This is a genomic window from Yersinia nurmii (genome assembly GCF_001112925.1).
Taxonomy (GTDB): domain Bacteria; phylum Pseudomonadota; class Gammaproteobacteria; order Enterobacterales; family Enterobacteriaceae; genus Yersinia; species Yersinia nurmii.
Map to the genome: position 1 here is coordinate 210,972 of NZ_CPYD01000006.1, position 17,616 is coordinate 228,587.

The window sequence follows — 17,616 nt, forward strand, 5'->3', positions numbered from 1 at the left end:
ATATCACTATGACCACCTCATCACTGAAAGGCTCGTTGATAGAAAACCGCTCCATATTGTTACAGGCTCAGGCCGACGACTGGCGCGCGGCCATTAAGCTGGGGACCGATATGCTGATTGCATCAGGTGCCGTGACGCCGGCCTACCATCAGGCCATTATCAGCAGCGTTGAAAAACTCGGTCCTTATATCGTTATTGCACCGAATTTTGCTATGCCCCACGCCCGACCGGAAGACGGCGTAAATCGCACGGCGTTTGCGTTAGTGACGTTAACCGAGCCTATTTATTTCGACGGAGAAGACGACGCGGTGGATGTGTTGATCACCCTCGCAGGTAGCAGTTCGGATGAGCACATGGCGGGATTAATGGAGGTTACGCAGGTTCTGGATGACGAAAACAGCGAAACCGGAGTCGATCTCGACAAACTGCGCCGCTGCCGTACCGCAGAAGACGTTTATGCGGTGATTGATGCAGCGCTGCGGGTGTGACAAGGAGAATTAAATTATGTATCAAGCTTTGAAACATCGGGTGCTGGAAGCCAACTTGCTGTTGCCTCGCTACGGTTTGGTGACCTTTACTTGGGGCAATGCTTCTGAAATCGATCGAAAACATGGCGTCATTGCCATTAAACCCTCCGGTGTGGAATACGACCAGATGAAAGCCGAGGATATCGTGGTTCTGGATCTGGAGGGCAATGTGATCGAGGGCGATTTAAATCCCTCGAGCGATACACCTACTCATCTTGAGTTGTATCGCCTGTTTCCGGCGCTAGGTGGCATCGTACATACCCATTCGCGTTACGCCACTATTTGGGCGCAGGCGGGAAAAGATCTTCCGGCGCTGGGAACGACCCATGCTGACTATTTTTACGGCGACATTCCCTGCACTCGCCCACTAAATGACAGTGAGATTAATCAAGATTATGAAAGAAACAGCGGGCTGGTGATTGATGAAACTTTCAACATGCGCGGTATCGATCCGGTAGCCGTACCCGGCGTGTTGCTCTATGGGCACGCCCCCTTCACCTGGGGGAAAAACGCGCGTGAAGCGGTACATAACGCGGTGGTTTTAGAGGAAGTCGCCGCCATGGCGCTGGCGACACGCTCGCTCAATGCTCACATTCACCTCCAGAATGCTTTGTCAGATAAACATTATCGACGCAAACACGGCAGCAACGCCTACTACGGGCAACGTTAGCCGCCTCACCCTCCTGCTTCGCTATCACATCGGCATCTGGTTAACGGATGCCGCTTACTGAAAAGGAATATCACTATGGCTAAACCTATGCTCCAAATCGCCCTAGACCAAACCGATCTGGCTAGCGCCGTGACTCTGGCAAAAAGCGTCGCGGGTTACGTCGATATTATCGAAGTCGGGACTATTCTGGCCTTCGCCGCAGGAATGGAGGCGGTAACGACGTTACGCCAAAACCATCCAAATCACCTATTAGTCTGCGATTTAAAAACCACCGACGGCGGCGCGATTTTATCACGTATGGCTTTCGACGCTGGCGCAGATTGGCTGACTGTTTCTGCCGCTGCGCACATCGCTACTATTGAAGCCTGTAAAAAAGTCGCCGATGAGTTGGGCAGAGAAATTCAAATTGAAATTTACGGTAATTGGACGCTCGATGATGCTAAAGCTTGGCGCGGTCTGGGCATTAAACAGGCCATTTATCATCGTTCCAGAGATGCAGAATTGGCCGGCGTGGGCTGGAGCGATGATGATCTTCTTCGCATGCGCACCCTGTCTGATTTAGGGCTGGAACTCTCTATTACCGGCGGCATAGTACCGCAGGATATCCGATTGTTCGAAGGCATTCGCGCCAAAGCTTTTATTGCAGGTCGAGCGTTGACCGGCCCAAAAGGTCAGTCCAACGCACAGGCATTACGCGCTGAAATCGATAAATACTGGTCGTAACTGATATGGTCCGGGAGGCTGATAATGTATGCAAACAGAGTAAACCAGATTGTTGGGATTTATGAGAAAGCCCTCCCCAGCGCCATGCCGTGGGAAGAAAAACTTAAAGTGGCCAAGTCTCTAGGCTTTGATTTCATGGAAATATCGATAGATGAATCCGATGAACGACGCGCGAGACTGGATTGGTCAGACGAGCAAATCTATGGCCTGCGTCGCTTGTGCGAACAGCATCAGATTCCGCTACATTCGATGTGTCTCAGCGCTCACCGTAAGTTTCCCTTTGGTTCCTCAGATAAAGTTATTCGCGAACAGGCTAAAATCCATATGGAAAAAGCGATTAATTTTGCTTACAAGCTTGGGATTCGCGTGATCCAACTGGCGGGTTATGACGTTTATTACGAAGATTCTAACGAACATACTCACCAGCGTTTTATTGATGGGATGAAATGGAGTGCTAAACAAGCCGAACGCGCAGGCGTGATGCTGGCGGTTGAGATTATGGATACCGACTATCTGAATTCATTGAGTAAATTCGAAATACTGAAGCGAGAAATTCCCTCCCCTTATTTTATGGCCTACCCTGACGTGGGTAATATTAACGGTTGGAATTACGATACGTTGACGGAGTTGAGGCTAAGCCGCGACCACATAGTTCAGATTCACCTGAAAGACACCCTTAAAGTCAGTGAACATGCACCGGGCCAGTTCCGCGATCTGGTTATTGGTGAAGGTGAAGTGGATTTCACGGCTATTTTCCGCGCGCTTCGAGATATGGATAGCCGCGTACCCTTGGTGATTGAAATGTGGGCACAGAATGAAAACTGGCGCGAAAACATTCTCACCGCGCAAAAACAGTTGAATCAGGCCGCCGAACGCGCCAACTTCCCGCTGTATATATCCCCGTTATTTCACTAAGTTATTGGCATAAAAAATCCGGAGGTAGATGCGCTCCGGATTTTTGTTTTGTCGCTTGGAATGCGTTTTTAACCGTTGAAATTAAGGAGCCAAATGTAGCCGCTCTTTTTTGTTAACGGTTACAACGCGCGCAGAATGGCTTCCACGCTAGCTTTAGCATCGCCAAACAGCATTTGTGTGTTGTCTTTGAAGAATAGCGGGTTCTGAACGCCTGCATAACCAGTATTCATCGATCGTTTAAACGCGATAACGTTCTGCGCTTTCCACACTTCCAGCACGGGCATTCCGGCAATAGGACTGCGCGGATCTTCCAACGCCGCGGGGTTAACCGTATCGTTAGCACCGATGACCAGCACGGTTTCGGTATCCGGGAAGTCTTGATTGATTTCGTCCATTTCCAGTACCACATCGTACGGTACTTTGGCTTCCGCCAGCAGCACGTTCATGTGACCAGGTAAACGACCGGCAACCGGATGAATTCCGAAACGAACCTTGATACCGCGCGCCTGTAGTTTGGCGGTGATTTCTGCCACCGGATACTGCGCCTGTGCTACCGCCATGCCATAGCCCGGAGTGATAATGACCGAGCTAGAGTTTTTCAGCATTTCAGCGACTTCTTCCGCCGTTGTTTCACGGTATTCGCCCATTTCTTCCGCATCACCGACGGACGATCCGTCAGTACCGAAGCCACCGGCAATCACGCTGATAAACGAACGGTTCATTGCCTTACACATAATGTAAGACAGAATCGCACCGGAAGAACCCACCAAAGCACCGGTGACGATCAGTAGGTCGTTGCTGAGCATAAAGCCCGCCGCCGCCGCTGCCCAACCGGAGTAGGAATTCAGCATGGAAACCACAACCGGCATATCCGCGCCGCCAATGGAAGCCACCAGATGCCAGCCGAAAGCCAGCGCGATGGCAGTCATCAGGAACAGACAAATGCCCTGCATTGCCACGCTGTCGGTTTTCACAAACAGCACCATCAGCAGGAATGACACCACCAACGCCGCCAGATTCAGCTTGTGGCGATGAGGTAAAGTCAGCGGTTTAGAGGAGATAATCCCGCGTAATTTACCAAAGGCCACAATAGAACCAGTGAAGGTTACTGCACCGATAAAGATGCCAAGGAACACTTCGGTCAGATGAATGTTCTGCATCACTGGCTCCATTGGCGCGCCATGATCCAGATAACTGTTGAAACCAACCAGTACCGCTGCCAGACCCACGAAGCTATGCAGCACCGCAACCAGCTCTGGCATTTCGGTCATTTCGACTTTTTTCGCCAGATAAATACCGATGGAGCCACCGATAACCATAGCGACAATAATCCAGCCAACGTTGCCGGAATCCGGCCCCAGAATGGTGGCGATCAGCGCAATGGCCATACCGGTAATACCAAAAGTATTACCCTGCTTGGAGGTTTCGTGGCGGGATAAACCGGCCAGACTGAAAATAAATAAAATCGCGGCAACTATGTATGCAGCTGTTACGAGACCACTAGACATCAGTTACCCCTTAGTGTTTACGGAACATTTTCAGCATGCGCTGAGTCACGGTGAAACCACCGAAAATGTTGATACTGGCAATCAATACGGCAATAAAGGATAAGAAACTTACCCAACCGCCGTGGCCAATCTGCAACAACGCCCCTACCACAATGATGCCTGAAATAGCGTTAGTGACCGACATCAGCGGCGTATGGAGCGCATGGCTGACGTTCCACACCACGTAGTAACCCACTACGCAAGCCAGAGCAAACACGGTGAAGTGTGATAAAAACTCTTTCGGCGCCACGTTAGCCAGCCAGCCAAACAGCACGATGGCGATCGCCATAAAGATATATTTGGTCCAAGGAGACGAAGGTTTAGCCTCCGGTTTTTCAATCGGAGCCGCCGATTTCGCCGCCTGAGGCTGTGCAGAAACCTGAATTGGCGGTGCTGGCCAGGTAATTTCACCGGTTTTCACCACGGTTACGCCGCGAATCACCGTATCCTCGAAATCGATATCAATTTCGCCATTCTTCTCTTTGCACAGCAGTTTCAGCAAGTTAACCAGGTTAGTACCGTAAAGTTGGGAAGACTGGGTTGGCAAACGACTGGGTAAATCGGTGTAACCAATAATTTTAACGCCATTATCAGTCACGGTGATTTTGTCTGCGACGGTTAGTTCGCAATTACCGCCGGTTTGTGCCGCCAGATCGACCACCACGCTCCCCGGCTTCATCGAGGCAACCATTTCTTTGGTGATCAGCAACGGAGCAGGTTTGCCCGGAATCAGCGCGGTAGTGACGATAATGTCTACTTCCGCCGCCTGTGCCGCAAACAGCGCCATCTCTGCCTTGATGAAAGCTTCGGACATCACTTTGGCGTAGCCATCGCCGCTGCCCGCTTCTTCTTCAAAGTCCAGCTCGAGGAATTCGGCCCCCATACTCTGAACCTGTTCTTTTACTTCCGGACGTGTATCGAAGGCGCGAACGATAGCCCCAAGGCTGCCCGCGGCACCAATGGCTGCCAGACCGGCAACACCAGCACCGATAATCATCACTTTTGCCGGAGGTACTTTACCTGCGGCCGTAATCTGCCCGGTGAAGAAACGACCGAATTCATGAGCGGCTTCCACAATGGCGCGGTAACCCGCGATGTTGGCCATGGAGCTTAAGGCATCCATCGACTGCGCCCGTGAGATACGCGGCACCGAATCCATCGCTAGGACCGTCACCTGACGGTCTGCCAGTTTTTTCAACAGTTCGGGATTTTGCGCAGGCCAGATAAAACTGACCAGCGTGCTGCCCTCACGCATTAAGGCAATTTCATCCTCAAGGGGCGCGTTAACTTTTAGGATCAGATCCGATTGCCACACATCCGCCGTATCCGTAATTGTGGCGCCAGCTGCCTGATAAGCCGCATCGTCAAAACTGGCCAGTCGCCCGGCATCGGCCTCTATGGTGACGGTAAAGCCCAACTTCAGCAGTTGTTCCACCGTTTTCGGCGTTGCTGCAACCCGGGCTTCATTGGCCAACCGCTCTCTTGGTACACCAATACGCATAATGTTCCCTTTTAGTTCTCTTCGATGATGAGTGTGTCGTCATCCTGCCTATAGTTGTGATTTCGTTGCGCCGAATCTTCGCGCCGCCGAAACCTGCTTGCTACAGCTTCCTATAACCTACTGAAAATGTGGCTGATGATCCATATTTGTCTGCGTCACATTAACGCTTTTTGCATAAAAACTGATAGCCAATGGGAAGATTGTATAAATGACTATCAATATTATATTTACCAGAGTCTTATCCTGCCATTTATCGTCAGATTAAATTTATTCTATCCATTCTATGAACCCAGTAAATACGTGGCCTTAGGTTAGAAGAATGTAAATAAATCGAGCTTATATGGTTAATTGGATTATTATCAAAGCTTATCGGTATTGGCGGGAAAGATCGCCATAAATTGCCGGTAGCAAATAGTCACACTGTGCGGCATAAATTGCTGAGACACCTGCCATTATTACATGTAATAATCATCGGCTATTCTGTTACACATCAATAGTTCTGCTCGTATAACGTTAATGCGCAAGGCGAAAGGATTTTTTATGAAGCTGAAATACACGATCATCGCGTCAGCATTGCTATCACTGACTGCATTTTCTGCTGCACAAGCCGCGCAAGAATTAGCGCCGGAAAAAGCAGCCTCCATTAAACCGTTCCAACGCATAACAATTACCGGTCGGTTTAACGCAATCAATGAAGCAGCCGCTGCGGTGTCACGTCGCGCTGACGAATTGGGCGCAGACGCTTTCTATATTCAGGATACTAACAGCAATAATAACGGTGGTAACTGGCGTGTAACGGCCGATCTGTACCACAAAGATGCGGAAGAAGTGAGTAAAGATACTCAATACCGCACTTTTAACGGCGTAAAAGAGCTGCCGAAGAACGAAGCTTATCTGCTGGAGCCTTTTGATACCGTGTCGGTCAGTGGCTTCTTCCGCAGCCAGCCGGATATCAACGACGCTATCTCTAAAGAAGCGAAAAGCAAAAATGCCAGTTCCTTCTTCATCGTGCGTCAGGTCGATGCCAACGGTGGCGGTAACCAGTTCATCACCGCTTACGTATATAAAGCTGATGCGCCAAAACGTAAGGTGCAAAGCCCGGACGCCATCCCTGCCGACTCTGACGCAGGCCGTGCCGCACTGGCAGCTGGCGGTGCCGAAGCGGCTAAAGTTGAATTGCCGGGCGTGGCCTCTTCGGGTACGCCAAGCAATGCTGTGGGTCGCTTCTTCGAAACTCAGTCCTCAACCGGAAAACGTTACACTGTAACCCTGTCCGACGGTACGCAAATTCAAGAACTGAATAACACCACTGCGGCGCAAATGGTGCCCTTTGATTCCGTTACTTTCACCGGTCATTTCAATAGTATGACCGATGTTTCGCAAGAAGTGGCTAAACGCGCCGCAGCGAAAGGAGCCAAGTACTATCACGTGACTCGTCAATGGCAGAACAAAAGCGGCGGTAACCTTACCGTGAGCGCTGATTTGTTCAAATAATCTTTGCGGGGCAGCCTAAGGTTGCCCCGTTTTACTTTTGTTTCCGCCATTCTTTACCCTCTTCCCGCCTAACCGCCTTTCTGGTTGCACAAAACCTGAACGACTGAATAACTTTTTATCCTAATCGCATAACCAATCATTGCATCCACACCCCGCACTCCGTAAAATCTTGGCACTTTTTAGGGCTATTATCTTTCAGTTATCGGTGCCGACTCCCCATATCCTGCTAGTTGATAGCTAACATCCATAGATTAATTCTTTAAATACCAGGACTTCTAGCATTGGAAAAAAAACTCGGCCTAACCGCGCTAACTGCACTCGTTCTCAGCTCAATGCTAGGTGCTGGCGTCTTTAGCCTGCCGCAGAACATGGCTGAAGTTGCCAGTCCCGCGGCGTTACTTATCGGTTGGAGTATTACCGGCGTCGGGATTATCTTCCTTGCCTTTGCCATGCTGTTGCTGACTCGCCTCAGGCCGGATCTGGATGGCGGTATTTTTACCTATGCTAAAGAGGGCTTTGGCGATCTGATCGGTTTTTTCTCCGCCTGGGGTTACTGGTTGTGCGCGGTTATCGCTAACGTGTCTTATCTGGTGATTGTGTTTGCCGCTCTGAGCTTTTTCACCGATACGCCGGAAAACATCGTTTTTGGAGAAGGAAATACCTGGCAAGCATTAATCGGGGCCTCTTTCCTGCTGTGGGTCGTTCACGCCTTGGTATTACGCGGCGTGCAGACAGCGGCCAGCATCAATCTGGCGGCGACGCTGGCGAAACTGTTACCCTTAGGCGGCTTTATTATTTTGGCGGCGATCGCCTTTAATATGGATACCTTTACGCTGGATTTCAGCGGCATCGCTTTGGGTACGCCGGTGTGGGAACAGGTTAAAAACACCATGCTTATCACTCTGTGGGTGTTTATCGGTGTGGAAGGTGCGGTCGTGGTTTCCGCGCGGGCGCGAAATAAAAAAGACGTTGGGCGGGCAACCATGCTGGCAGTGTTATCTGCGCTGAGCGTGTATTTGCTGATCACCCTACTCTCACTAGGCGTAGTACCACGCGCCGAGCTGGCAGAGATGCGCAACCCATCGATGGCCGGTTTAATGGTTGAGCTGATGGGGCCGTTGGGTGAAATCGTTATCGCCACCGGCCTGATTATTTCAGTCTGCGGCGCTTACTTGAGCTGGACCATTATGGCCGCCGAAGTGCCGTTGCACGCAGCTAAACACGGCGCTTTCCCGAAAGCATTTTGTCAGCAAAACAAGAATAATGCGCCATCCAAATCGCTGTGGTTTACCAACGGCGCGGTACAGATTGCGTTGGTTCTGATTTGGATCACTGGTAGCAATTACAATACGTTGCTAACTATCGCCTCTGAAATGATTTTAGTACCGTATTTTCTGGTCGGCGCATTTCTGTTTAAAGTTGCGCTAAAACGTCAGGATTGGCGCTTGATTGTGGCGGCCAGCGGTGCCTGCTTATACGGTTTATGGCTGATTTACGCCGCCGGTATGCTGCATTTGCTACTGTCGGTATTATTGTATGCGCCGGGATTATTGGTATTTATTTATGCTAGAAAAAGCCACCATGATATTCGCATCTTAAATAAAATGGAGCGCGTGGCTATTTGTCTGGTAATGGTCGCTACGCTGCCCGCCACTTGGCTAATTATGCATTAATTTCTACTCTGTTCAGCTCTCCACATACAAATGTTAGTAATAATAAAGTAGAGGCTGAGCGGCGTTTTATAGTAGAAAAGAATGAATGAAAATTGATATTCTCCTATTTCGCAAGTCAGCCAATAGGAGTAAATAATGATTTCATCCAAGCCCCCATCCTATGAAAGCAGTTCATCCTTCCCTCTTCTCAATTCAAATGCACCACCCACATATCAGCAAGCTATGCTTATGGAAAAAGCAAAAGATATTAAACCTACGATTATGCTCATGGTGGGGAAAATCAACGAAATAAGCAATAACGGTCCTATTGCCAGCTTTATCTACTCAGACATCAAGCCGCAGTTGAAGTGGCAAGAAACCCAACAATTAATAAAAAGTTTGGAGAGAATCACAGTTGAAGGCAATTTCGATGAAATAGTAAAAGCAAATAAGGCTGCTTTTAATGGAGTTGATGCATTGATAAAAACAATCCAAGAATCGGAAAAAAACCTTATTTCTCACCTGTATAAACACCAGAAACATCCAGTTAAGTATGATACGTTAGAGGAGAGAAACGATAGAATAGATGATATTGAACAACGTATAAATACCGGGAAGGAAGCCGAGCATGAAATTAAAATTATCAGTAAGCACAGCCGATATTTAGCTGAAATTGTGGGTGATAAAATATAGATATAAATATAAAATGACCAAGAGCTATTATTGCTCGCTATGAACGACTATTACTCTATGAACGGCGAACGGCTATTATGCCATGAACATTCGATCTACGGCTGAATGACGGGCAAATTAACCAACAACCGCTCGCCGTTCAACGTCAAAGCAACCTGCGGTGAGCACTGGCGTGAAATAGTCGCTAATTGACCGATATCCAAACCATAGGGTAATTGAACCTCCAGAGATTGAATCCCTTGTTGGCGCGCCAACCGAATTAACCGAATCATATTGGTTTCATCGCTGACCTGTGTAGATAGCACCTGCAAAGCTAAGGCAGTTAACTGCTCTTGCGGGTTTTTTTCTAATTCAGTTTGAGATTTTTTTACCACCATGCCGAAGATAGGCATTACACCATAAATAGCATCGACAAAACTCCAGCGTTTTTTGCAAGAGGCCGATAGAAATTTCATGTAATCAAAGCAGATGGTTTCGTGCTGTATCCGCTCACTACTCATCCCCTAATCCTCTCTTATAATCAAAATAGTGTTGGACTACGGCTAAATAGAGACGACGTGACAGTCAGTGTCATCAATATAATGACATAATTCCCTTACTGTTTACCAGACGGAGCCGACGCTTTAATCATATGAATGAATAATTGCGCGATACAGCTCAAGATTAGACACCAAATCCTCATGGCATTGCCCTCCTCCGCGCGCTATGCTGAATTCCGTCACTTTTATCGCAGATTCTTATAGATCGGGAAATATGGCTAAAATTGTTTTTGTCGAAGACGATCCAGAAGTTGGAAAACTTATTGCTGCCTATTTGGGCAAACATGATATTGACGTTCTGATTGAGCCGCGAGGCGACACCGCGCAGGACTTTATTACCGAGCAACAACCGGATTTGGTGCTGTTGGATATTATGTTGCCAGGTAAAGACGGTATGACGCTATGCCGGGATTTGCGTCCTCATTACGATGGTCCGATAGTGCTGCTGACCTCATTGGATAGCGATATGAACCATATCCTATCGCTGGAAATGGGGGCTAATGATTATATTCTGAAAACTACGCCACCTGCCGTTTTGCTGGCGCGGCTGCGTTTGCATTTACGACAACATCAAAGCCAGACTAAAGAGCCGCAAGTAACCACGCTGACCAATCAAAATGCGATTCGATTCGGTCTGCTCTGTATCGATCCGGTTAATCGTCAGGTCAATCTGGGCCAGGAAGAAATTACGCTTTCCACGTCAGACTTTGATTTGCTTTGGGAGCTGGCCACCCACGCCGGTATTATTATGGATCGGGAAGTCTTATTAAAAAGCCTACGCGGCGTCAGCTATGACGGCATGGATCGCAGTATTGACGTGGCGATCTCTCGTTTACGTCGCAAACTTTACGATAATACGCTGGAGCCCTTCCGCATTAAAACCGTGCGTAATAAAGGTTACCTGTTTGCTCCTAACGCTTGGGAATCCGTCCAACAATGAGAAAACTATTCATACAGTTTTTCTTATTGTTGTTTGTCTGCTTTCTGGTGATGGCGATGCTGGTCGGGCTGGTTTATAAAGTCACCGCCGAACGCGCTGGGCGCCAGTCTTTAGACGACTTAATGAAAAGCTCGCTGTCATTAATGCGCAGCGAACTGAGAGAAATCCCTCTGCGTGACTGGAATAAAACCATCGAAACGCTGGATTTGAATCTTTCGTTTGAGCTGCATATTGAACCGCTGGATAAACGAGATTTAGGGCCGCGCCTGAATAAGCGACTGCGGGCAGGAGAAATCATCGCTTTAGACGATGAATACTCATTTTTGCAGCGAATTCCTCGCAGTCATTATGTATTGGTGGTCGGTCCGATTCCGTATTTATTCTATTTACATCAAATGCGACTGTTGGATCTGGCTCTGCTGATTTTAATCGGTATGTCGCTGGCGCTGCCGGTTTTTCTGTGGATGCGCCCGCACTGGAAAGACCTGCTACAGCTGGAAAACGCTGCCCAGAGGCTGGGTTCCGGGCATTTAGATGAACGGACGCACTTTGACCCAACGTCCAGTTTGAATCGTCTCGGCGTCGCTTTTAATCAGATGGCGGATAACATCAGCACTCTGATTGCCAGCAAAAAACTGCTGATTGACGGCATAGCCCACGAGTTACGCACCCCATTGGTTCGTTTGCGCTACCGTTTAGCCATGAGTGAGAATCTGAGCGAAACAGAGCAACTGGCATTAAACCGGGATATCGGTCAGTTGGAATCATTGATAGACGAACTACTGACCTATGCTCGTCTGGATCGCCCTCAGGTTTCTCTTAATCTGGAGCCAATAGATTTACCGGCCTGGCTGCAGACTAAAGTCGAAGATATGCGCCTGATTCACAGCGAGCGAAAAATCTCGCTGGATATTCCGCACAGCGGCGATTTTGGCGCGGTGGATTTACGCCTGATGGAGCGAGTACTGGATAATCTGGTGAATAATGCCCTGCGCTACTCCAATCAGCGTTTGCGCATTGGCCTGTGGTTCGACGGTGATGAAGCTTGTCTTCAGGTTGAAGACGATGGCCCCGGTATTCCGCCGGAGGAACGTACCACAGTATTTGAGCCTTTTGTACGCCTAGATCCAAGTCGCGATCGCGCGACCGGTGGCTGCGGTTTAGGTCTGGCAATCGTTCATTCCATTGCGCTGGCTTATCAGGGACGCGTTTTTGTAGAAAGCAGTTCTTTGGGCGGTGCGTGCTTCCGTTTCTGCTGGCCTGTCAAAGACTACTACAGTTTATCCGTCGATCCAGACGCCGTGTCAGATAAAAAGTAAATAGCAAAAGACGTTGATTATGATTGGTTAACTAATGGAGTGCCCTATGAGCACAGCATATCATCACCTGCGCAGCACCTTCACTCGCCTGTCTCGTTTTGAACATCTCTCGGCCATTACCGGCTGGGACATGCAAACCATGATGCCCCCTAAAGGCAATTTGGCTCGCTCAGAGGCCTTGGCTGAGCTAAACGTGCTGCATCACCAAATTCTGACCGCGCCGCAAGTCGATCAATGGCTTAATCAGGCTGAACAGGAAACTCTGAACGTTATTGAGAAAGCGAATCTGCGCGAAATGCGTCGCCATTACAACAACGCGGTTCTGGTGCCAGAAAGTTTGGTTGAAGCTAAGTCACTGGCAGGCGCGCGTTGCGAACATGCCTGGCGTCAGCAACGCATCAATAATGATTGGGCGGGTTTTGCCGAAAATCTGCGAGAAGTGGTAAAACTCAGTCGTCAGGAAGCCGAGATCCGCGCGCAGGCTGCCGGCACATCTCGCTACGATGCGCTGTTAAATTTGTATGAGCCAGGTTTACGCAGCAGCGATTTGGATCATATTTTTGGTGATTTAAAGCAATGGTTACCGGATTTGCTGCAAAAAGCGATCGTCAAACAGGCTAAACAACCACATTTAACGCCAGTCGGCCCATTTGATTTAGAGAAACAGCGCCAGCTTAGCCTGAGCGTTATGGCGCTGCTTGGTTTTGATTTTGACGGCGGCCGGGTTGATGTCAGCGTGCATCCTTTCTGCGGCGGTGTTCCGCAAGATGTGCGTATTACTACGCGCTATAACGAGAAAGAATTCACTAGCGCCCTGATGGGGATCGTCCACGAAACTGGTCACGCCCGCTATGAACAGAATTTACCGCGCGAATGGTTAGGCCAACCTATTTCTCATGCTCGCTCCACGGCGATACATGAATCTCAAAGCTTGCTATTTGAGATGCAATTGGCACGTAGCGACGAGTTCCTAAAGCTTTTGTTACCGCTGGCTATCAAACATTTTGGCGAACAAGCTGCGTTAACCGAAGATAATTTCATTGCGATTAATCAGCGCGTTGAAGCCGGTTTTATTCGAGTGGATGCTGATGAGGTTAGCTATCCAGCGCATGTGATTTTGCGTTACGAAATCGAAAAAGCGCTTATCGAAGGCGAAATTGAGGTTGAGGATATTCCGGCACAGTGGAATGAAAAAATGCAGCGTTATTTGGGCGTTAATACCGATGGCAACTATCGCAATGGCTGCATGCAGGATATTCACTGGACCGACGGTGCTTTTGGCTATTTCCCAACTTATACCTTGGGTGCAATGTATGCCGCGCAGTTATTTCAGACCGCTCGCGAATCGATTCCCAATCTGGATCAACAAATTGCTCATGGCGATCTCAGCGTCTTATTCGCTTGGTTGCAGCAAAATATCTGGCAGCACGGCAGCCGTTATCTCACCGACGAGTTGATCACTAAAGCAACGGGCGAAACGCTTAATCCGCGCTTCTTCCGTCAGCACTTAGAGCAGCGTTATCTCTAAACTCTAAATCTTGCTTCAGGCCGCCTGAAAATGGCGGTCATTCTTAGACGCTGATATTTTTATAAATTCTATTAATAATAATCGTGGGCTTCTCTAAATGAATCCGCACCAGAATCCGTTCTACTATGACCGAAGAATTAATGTTTATTAAAACGTTACCACGATTCGTTGAAGGCTATAGTTCCCGTACGCACCCCAATACCCCCTGTTAGACTTTGCGGAATGATTATGTTCCCTTGATTATTTTTTAATCACGTAAGCTTCAAATGTTATTATTTGAGTTGATGCACATATGTATGTTGTAACTAAATGGTTGTCCGGAGCGATAAAATTCGCCACTCATCATCAATATAATTCAGCAGATACAGTGTCTTATTTATTTTCCCGGCTTCGATAATTGCCTGTGTTAACCCTGAAGGGCGATCGCTGCTCAGCAACGATCGGCTCAAAACTGACGCCCAAATTGTTCCCAGCGTCAGGGTACCTGAGCAAATATTTGCCAGCTCTAATGCTGACTTATCAAGATCTTTCAGCGTTCTCACGCGTTTTTTTTGCCCAATTTTTTTCGCCTCCCGGCCGATATCAGCGATAACTCCATCCAGAACGTCCAACACATTCTTTGCCGTAAATATGAAACTGATAGAGGTAGTCATCACCCCAGCCCTGCACGATCTGGAAAATGAAGTGAAGCGCGGCCAGCGGCGTATCAGCAGAGACTCTTAGCCGACGCCAGACCATGGGACTGACTCCACGAACAGCGGTTTTGATGACGTAGATTTTCATAGCAGTGGAACTGGGTATTGTTGTGAAATGGTGTTGGTTATTCTAGCCTCTGCAGGCGGCCTATCCGATGGCTGCCCCACACTTTTTCATGCTCTCCTATATGGGCTCTCCAAAGTTCACATTTAACTTTTTGGAATGACAAAAATCGACAAAGCCTTGGGATACAACTAAGCGCTCTTTGAATTCAGCATCCCTAGCAATCATAAAGTCATATTGAAAATCACTTTTATATATAGCTTTCGTTAATATTTTATCCCCATCACTTAACGTTCTAAATGAAGATTTTTCTTCATCGACCAAGTTCAGATAAACACCAACCCAGCACAAATTATAAGTCACCTGTCTTCCCTCACAGGATATGATGCACTCCACTCCTTTCACACTCTCAGGAATGAAATCTCTAATTGCACCCATTGCTTTTTCTGAGAATATTGGTATGCCGATATTTGCAGGAAGAAAATCTGCCATTAATAAGTCGAAAGCCTCACTTTTTCTTGAGCGAGTCCTTTCGGCTTCATGAAGTCCAAGAATTTACTCTTTCCTTCATTCCATATAAAATAAGAGGATATTCGGCCCTTAGGATCAGAAAAACTGACAACATCACCACTGGATTTAATAGGACTTTCAAGGCTGTATAATCTTATTATAATCTCCTTTACCTAAGCACACGTATACTTACCCGTTTTAAAACCTGCTCTTCTTTTATGTTGTAAGTTAAGAACTTCTTGCTGTGTCCGTCGATAATTCCAATTATTTTGTATAGTCCTCCGTTCTAGCGCATCAAGTTCAGCGCCAATTGCACGGTTATACTCCGCATGTTCTGCTGTTCAACCCCTATGTAAACCAAGATTTGGATTCGGATCGATACCTGGAGCAACAGGTAATCGCATCATATTCGATTTCAGGTTGCCAAATTAACTATGCCACTACATTACCAGTATTCCTTACGTTCAACATAAAGAGCATAATTTTCAAGAAACCTTGGATACTTCCTTTCTTCCTGTAAAAACTCAAACGAGTCATAAAAGCTTAGTTTTGAATAATCAATACCTAAGCTTTGAAATAGATTTATTAAAGAGCATTCTTTTTTTCATTAAATTAGGCCACATTATAACAGCCACACGCTATTATTTATAAAAGATCTTTAGTCAATTTCATTCCTTTATCTATTGTATTTCTTACAAGCTCCGCGAAGAAATCACTAAATTCATGATGGATTTTATAAAGACTTCCACATTCATCCACTTCCTGAATAGAGATTTTTTGCATGTCATATTCCGAATGCAGATGTGTCCTATCCCAGTAGTAAACTCCTTTTTGAACACCATTACAAACTAGCACAAAGTAATTTCCTCCAGGATCACCACCAATGATGAATGCCTCTTCAATGAAGCTTAACTCATCTAGATATTCTTTGTTCTGATGATTTATGTCATGATTTTTATTTGAAACACCAAAGCCAAACAAAGAATAAAATGCAATATACCCATCATCTACATCATTACAAGGCAACTCACAGTAATCAGGTTGTTTGACTACAAAACCATTATAAACAGATAAAAAATTCCTGTAGTCATTAGGGAAATGAATACTATACAACTGCTCAAGGTTATTGATCTGAACATCTGATGAACCATTACCACATGAAATTGGCATATTGCCTCCATATTAGGGACACGACTTTTTAATTTTTGACACGCCACCCCTATGAGTGAAATTACTATGTATATCTTTAGGTACCTCTTGCATCGTAACGCCATTCTGGTGGTGGTGCCACGTGTTAACTTCCAGATTTGCAGCCCCATTAGGGGCAAGGGCATTCGCTTTACCAAAATCCCCTGAAGGGCCAAGACGGTGGTTACCTTTCATATCAGGAACATCAACTCGCTGCACCTCATAAGGTGTAAAGTCTGGATAACCATTCGGATATCTCACTACATTGCCAACGTTATCTTGATATACCCAAGTTCGCGTATCGATCTCTTGCCAAACACTCCCCCCCTTATCTATCCATTTGTCTATCAATGGAGAATTTAATGGCTTGCCAGTTAAACCCCAAGGGTCAATCCAACTCAGCGGATTCGGCGCATACTGGTAAAGATTCAGTCCCCCCGACAAACCAATCGGATCCGGCGTCGTGAACCGACCGACTTCCGGTGCATAATAGCGGTAAGTATTGTAGTGTAACCCGGTTTCTTCATCCAGATATTGCCCGGCATAACGCAGCGGCTGCCTGAACTGCCCCAGCGGTTTGCTGAGGTTGCGCCACATCGCATCGGTCTGGCGGGTCACCTGACCAAACACGCCATATTGCCCTGACCACACCATGTCGCCCTGTTTGTTGGTCACTTCCTGCGGTGAGCCGTTCAGGTCGGTGTGATACCAGTACAACTGGTCTTCGCCGTAGCGCCGCTCAATGCAGGCCAACAGCGTATAGGCTTCGTTCGGGTCGTAACAGCAGGTTTGCTGGCTGTCTGCGGTGTGGCTTTGCAATAACCGTAATCCTTGCCACAGAAAATGCGTTTCGTGCCGCTCTTGCCGATGAGTCACGGTCTTGCTCAACCGGCGGCTCAACGCATCATAGTGGTACTGCGCTTCAAACACTCCCTTCAGCCCCCACCAAACGGTTATCTCCGTCGTAGCGGTAACGCTGGATACGGGCGCTGTCCTGCCTTGTCACCATGTTGCCAAAGGCATCATACTGATATTGCCACTGCTCCTGTAAGTATCCCGCTTAAACGGCCCATTCACTTTTAGAGATCTTCCGACATACTGATGATGTCAC

At 47.6% G+C, this 17,616-nt stretch carries 17 protein-coding genes and 1 pseudogene; 10 read left to right on the top strand and 8 right to left on the bottom strand.

Annotation, left to right across the window (positions count from 1 at the left end; all coding sequences use genetic code 11):
* The first annotated feature begins 8 nt into the window (after window positions 1-8).
* The 4 genes from AD970_RS09955 (at window position 9) to AD970_RS09970 (ending at window position 2,835) form a co-directional block, all read left to right on the top strand.
* Complete coding sequence (locus AD970_RS09955) at window positions 9-488, top strand: PTS sugar transporter subunit IIA (protein WP_049598371.1); 480 nt, start codon at window positions 9-11, stop codon at window positions 486-488.
* 16 nt (window positions 489-504) lie between these two features.
* The gene (locus tag AD970_RS09960; RefSeq protein WP_049598372.1) at window positions 505-1,197 is read left to right on the top strand and encodes an L-ribulose-5-phosphate 4-epimerase; all 693 of its coding nucleotides are present in this window, start codon (window positions 505-507) and stop codon (window positions 1,195-1,197) included.
* Between the two features lie 75 nt (window positions 1,198-1,272).
* Window positions 1,273-1,920, top strand: coding sequence for a 3-keto-L-gulonate-6-phosphate decarboxylase UlaD (locus tag AD970_RS09965; RefSeq protein ID WP_049598373.1), 648 nt, complete (start codon window positions 1,273-1,275; stop codon window positions 1,918-1,920).
* A 24-nt stretch (window positions 1,921-1,944) separates the two neighbouring features.
* A complete protein-coding gene (locus AD970_RS09970; RefSeq protein ID WP_049598374.1) occupies window positions 1,945-2,835 on the top strand; it encodes an L-ribulose-5-phosphate 3-epimerase in 891 nt (296 codons plus the stop codon).
* A 119-nt stretch (window positions 2,836-2,954) separates the two neighbouring features.
* On the opposite strand, the gene pntB is transcribed toward AD970_RS09970, so the two are convergent.
* Both pntB and pntA read right to left on the bottom strand, forming a co-directional pair.
* Complete coding sequence (gene pntB / locus AD970_RS09975; RefSeq protein WP_049598376.1) at window positions 2,955-4,343, bottom strand: Re/Si-specific NAD(P)(+) transhydrogenase subunit beta; 1,389 nt, start codon at window positions 4,341-4,343, stop codon at window positions 2,955-2,957.
* A gap of 10 nt (window positions 4,344-4,353) precedes the next feature.
* Window positions 4,354-5,883, bottom strand: coding sequence for a Re/Si-specific NAD(P)(+) transhydrogenase subunit alpha (gene pntA, locus AD970_RS09980; protein ID WP_049598377.1), 1,530 nt, complete (start codon window positions 5,881-5,883; stop codon window positions 4,354-4,356).
* A gap of 540 nt (window positions 5,884-6,423) precedes the next feature.
* Here pntA and ydgH point away from each other — a divergent pair.
* From ydgH to AD970_RS09995, 3 genes are all read left to right on the top strand, one after another.
* Window positions 6,424-7,377 (top strand): DUF1471 family protein YdgH, encoded by a 954-nt coding sequence (ydgH, locus tag AD970_RS09985; RefSeq protein WP_049598379.1) that lies wholly within the window; start codon window positions 6,424-6,426, stop codon window positions 7,375-7,377.
* A gap of 281 nt (window positions 7,378-7,658) precedes the next feature.
* Window positions 7,659-9,050 (top strand): amino acid permease, encoded by a 1,392-nt coding sequence (locus AD970_RS09990; protein WP_049598381.1) that lies wholly within the window; start codon window positions 7,659-7,661, stop codon window positions 9,048-9,050.
* Between the two features lie 135 nt (window positions 9,051-9,185).
* Window positions 9,186-9,722 (top strand): hypothetical protein, encoded by a 537-nt coding sequence (locus AD970_RS09995; protein ID WP_049598382.1) that lies wholly within the window; start codon window positions 9,186-9,188, stop codon window positions 9,720-9,722.
* A 95-nt stretch (window positions 9,723-9,817) separates the two neighbouring features.
* On the opposite strand, the gene AD970_RS10000 is transcribed toward AD970_RS09995, so the two are convergent.
* Window positions 9,818-10,222, bottom strand: a complete 405-nt coding sequence (locus AD970_RS10000) for a hypothetical protein (RefSeq protein WP_049598384.1) — start codon at window positions 10,220-10,222, stop codon at window positions 9,818-9,820.
* Between the two features lie 253 nt (window positions 10,223-10,475).
* Between AD970_RS10000 and rstA the strand changes: the two genes are divergently transcribed.
* The 3 genes from rstA to AD970_RS10015 are packed head-to-tail and all read left to right on the top strand — an operon-like array spanning window position 10,476 to window position 14,048.
* Window positions 10,476-11,201 (top strand): two-component system response regulator RstA, encoded by a 726-nt coding sequence (gene rstA, locus AD970_RS10005; protein WP_049598385.1) that lies wholly within the window; start codon window positions 10,476-10,478, stop codon window positions 11,199-11,201.
* Entirely contained in the window at window positions 11,198-12,520 is a 1,323-nt protein-coding gene (rstB, locus tag AD970_RS10010) for a two-component system sensor histidine kinase RstB (RefSeq protein WP_049598387.1), read from the top strand. Before rstA ends, rstB begins: the two co-directional genes overlap by 4 nt.
* A gap of 46 nt (window positions 12,521-12,566) precedes the next feature.
* Window positions 12,567-14,048, top strand: coding sequence for a carboxypeptidase M32 (locus AD970_RS10015; RefSeq protein ID WP_049598388.1), 1,482 nt, complete (start codon window positions 12,567-12,569; stop codon window positions 14,046-14,048).
* A 338-nt stretch (window positions 14,049-14,386) separates the two neighbouring features.
* Here the strand turns inward: AD970_RS10015 and AD970_RS19625 are convergent.
* The 5 genes and pseudogenes from AD970_RS19625 to AD970_RS20445 form a co-directional block, all read right to left on the bottom strand.
* A pseudogene (locus AD970_RS19625) lies at window positions 14,387-14,533 on the bottom strand (Tn3 family transposase); the annotation flags it as partial.
* 97 nt (window positions 14,534-14,630) lie between these two features.
* A complete protein-coding gene (locus AD970_RS20555; protein WP_072080631.1) occupies window positions 14,631-14,831 on the bottom strand; it encodes an IS1096 element passenger TnpR family protein in 201 nt (66 codons plus the stop codon).
* A 96-nt stretch (window positions 14,832-14,927) separates the two neighbouring features.
* On the bottom strand, window positions 14,928-15,299 hold the full coding sequence (locus AD970_RS10025) for a hypothetical protein (RefSeq protein ID WP_049598391.1): 372 nt from the start codon (window positions 15,297-15,299) through the stop codon (window positions 14,928-14,930).
* A gap of 663 nt (window positions 15,300-15,962) precedes the next feature.
* Window positions 15,963-16,487, bottom strand: a complete 525-nt coding sequence (locus AD970_RS10030; protein WP_049598392.1) for an SMI1/KNR4 family protein — start codon at window positions 16,485-16,487, stop codon at window positions 15,963-15,965.
* Window positions 16,488-16,499: 12 nt separating this feature from the next.
* Window positions 16,500-17,435: an RHS repeat-associated core domain-containing protein gene (locus AD970_RS20445; RefSeq protein ID WP_053215270.1), complete on the bottom strand. Its 936-nt coding sequence runs from the start codon at window positions 17,433-17,435 to the stop codon at window positions 16,500-16,502.
* Between the last annotated feature and the right edge of the window lie 181 nt (window positions 17,436-17,616).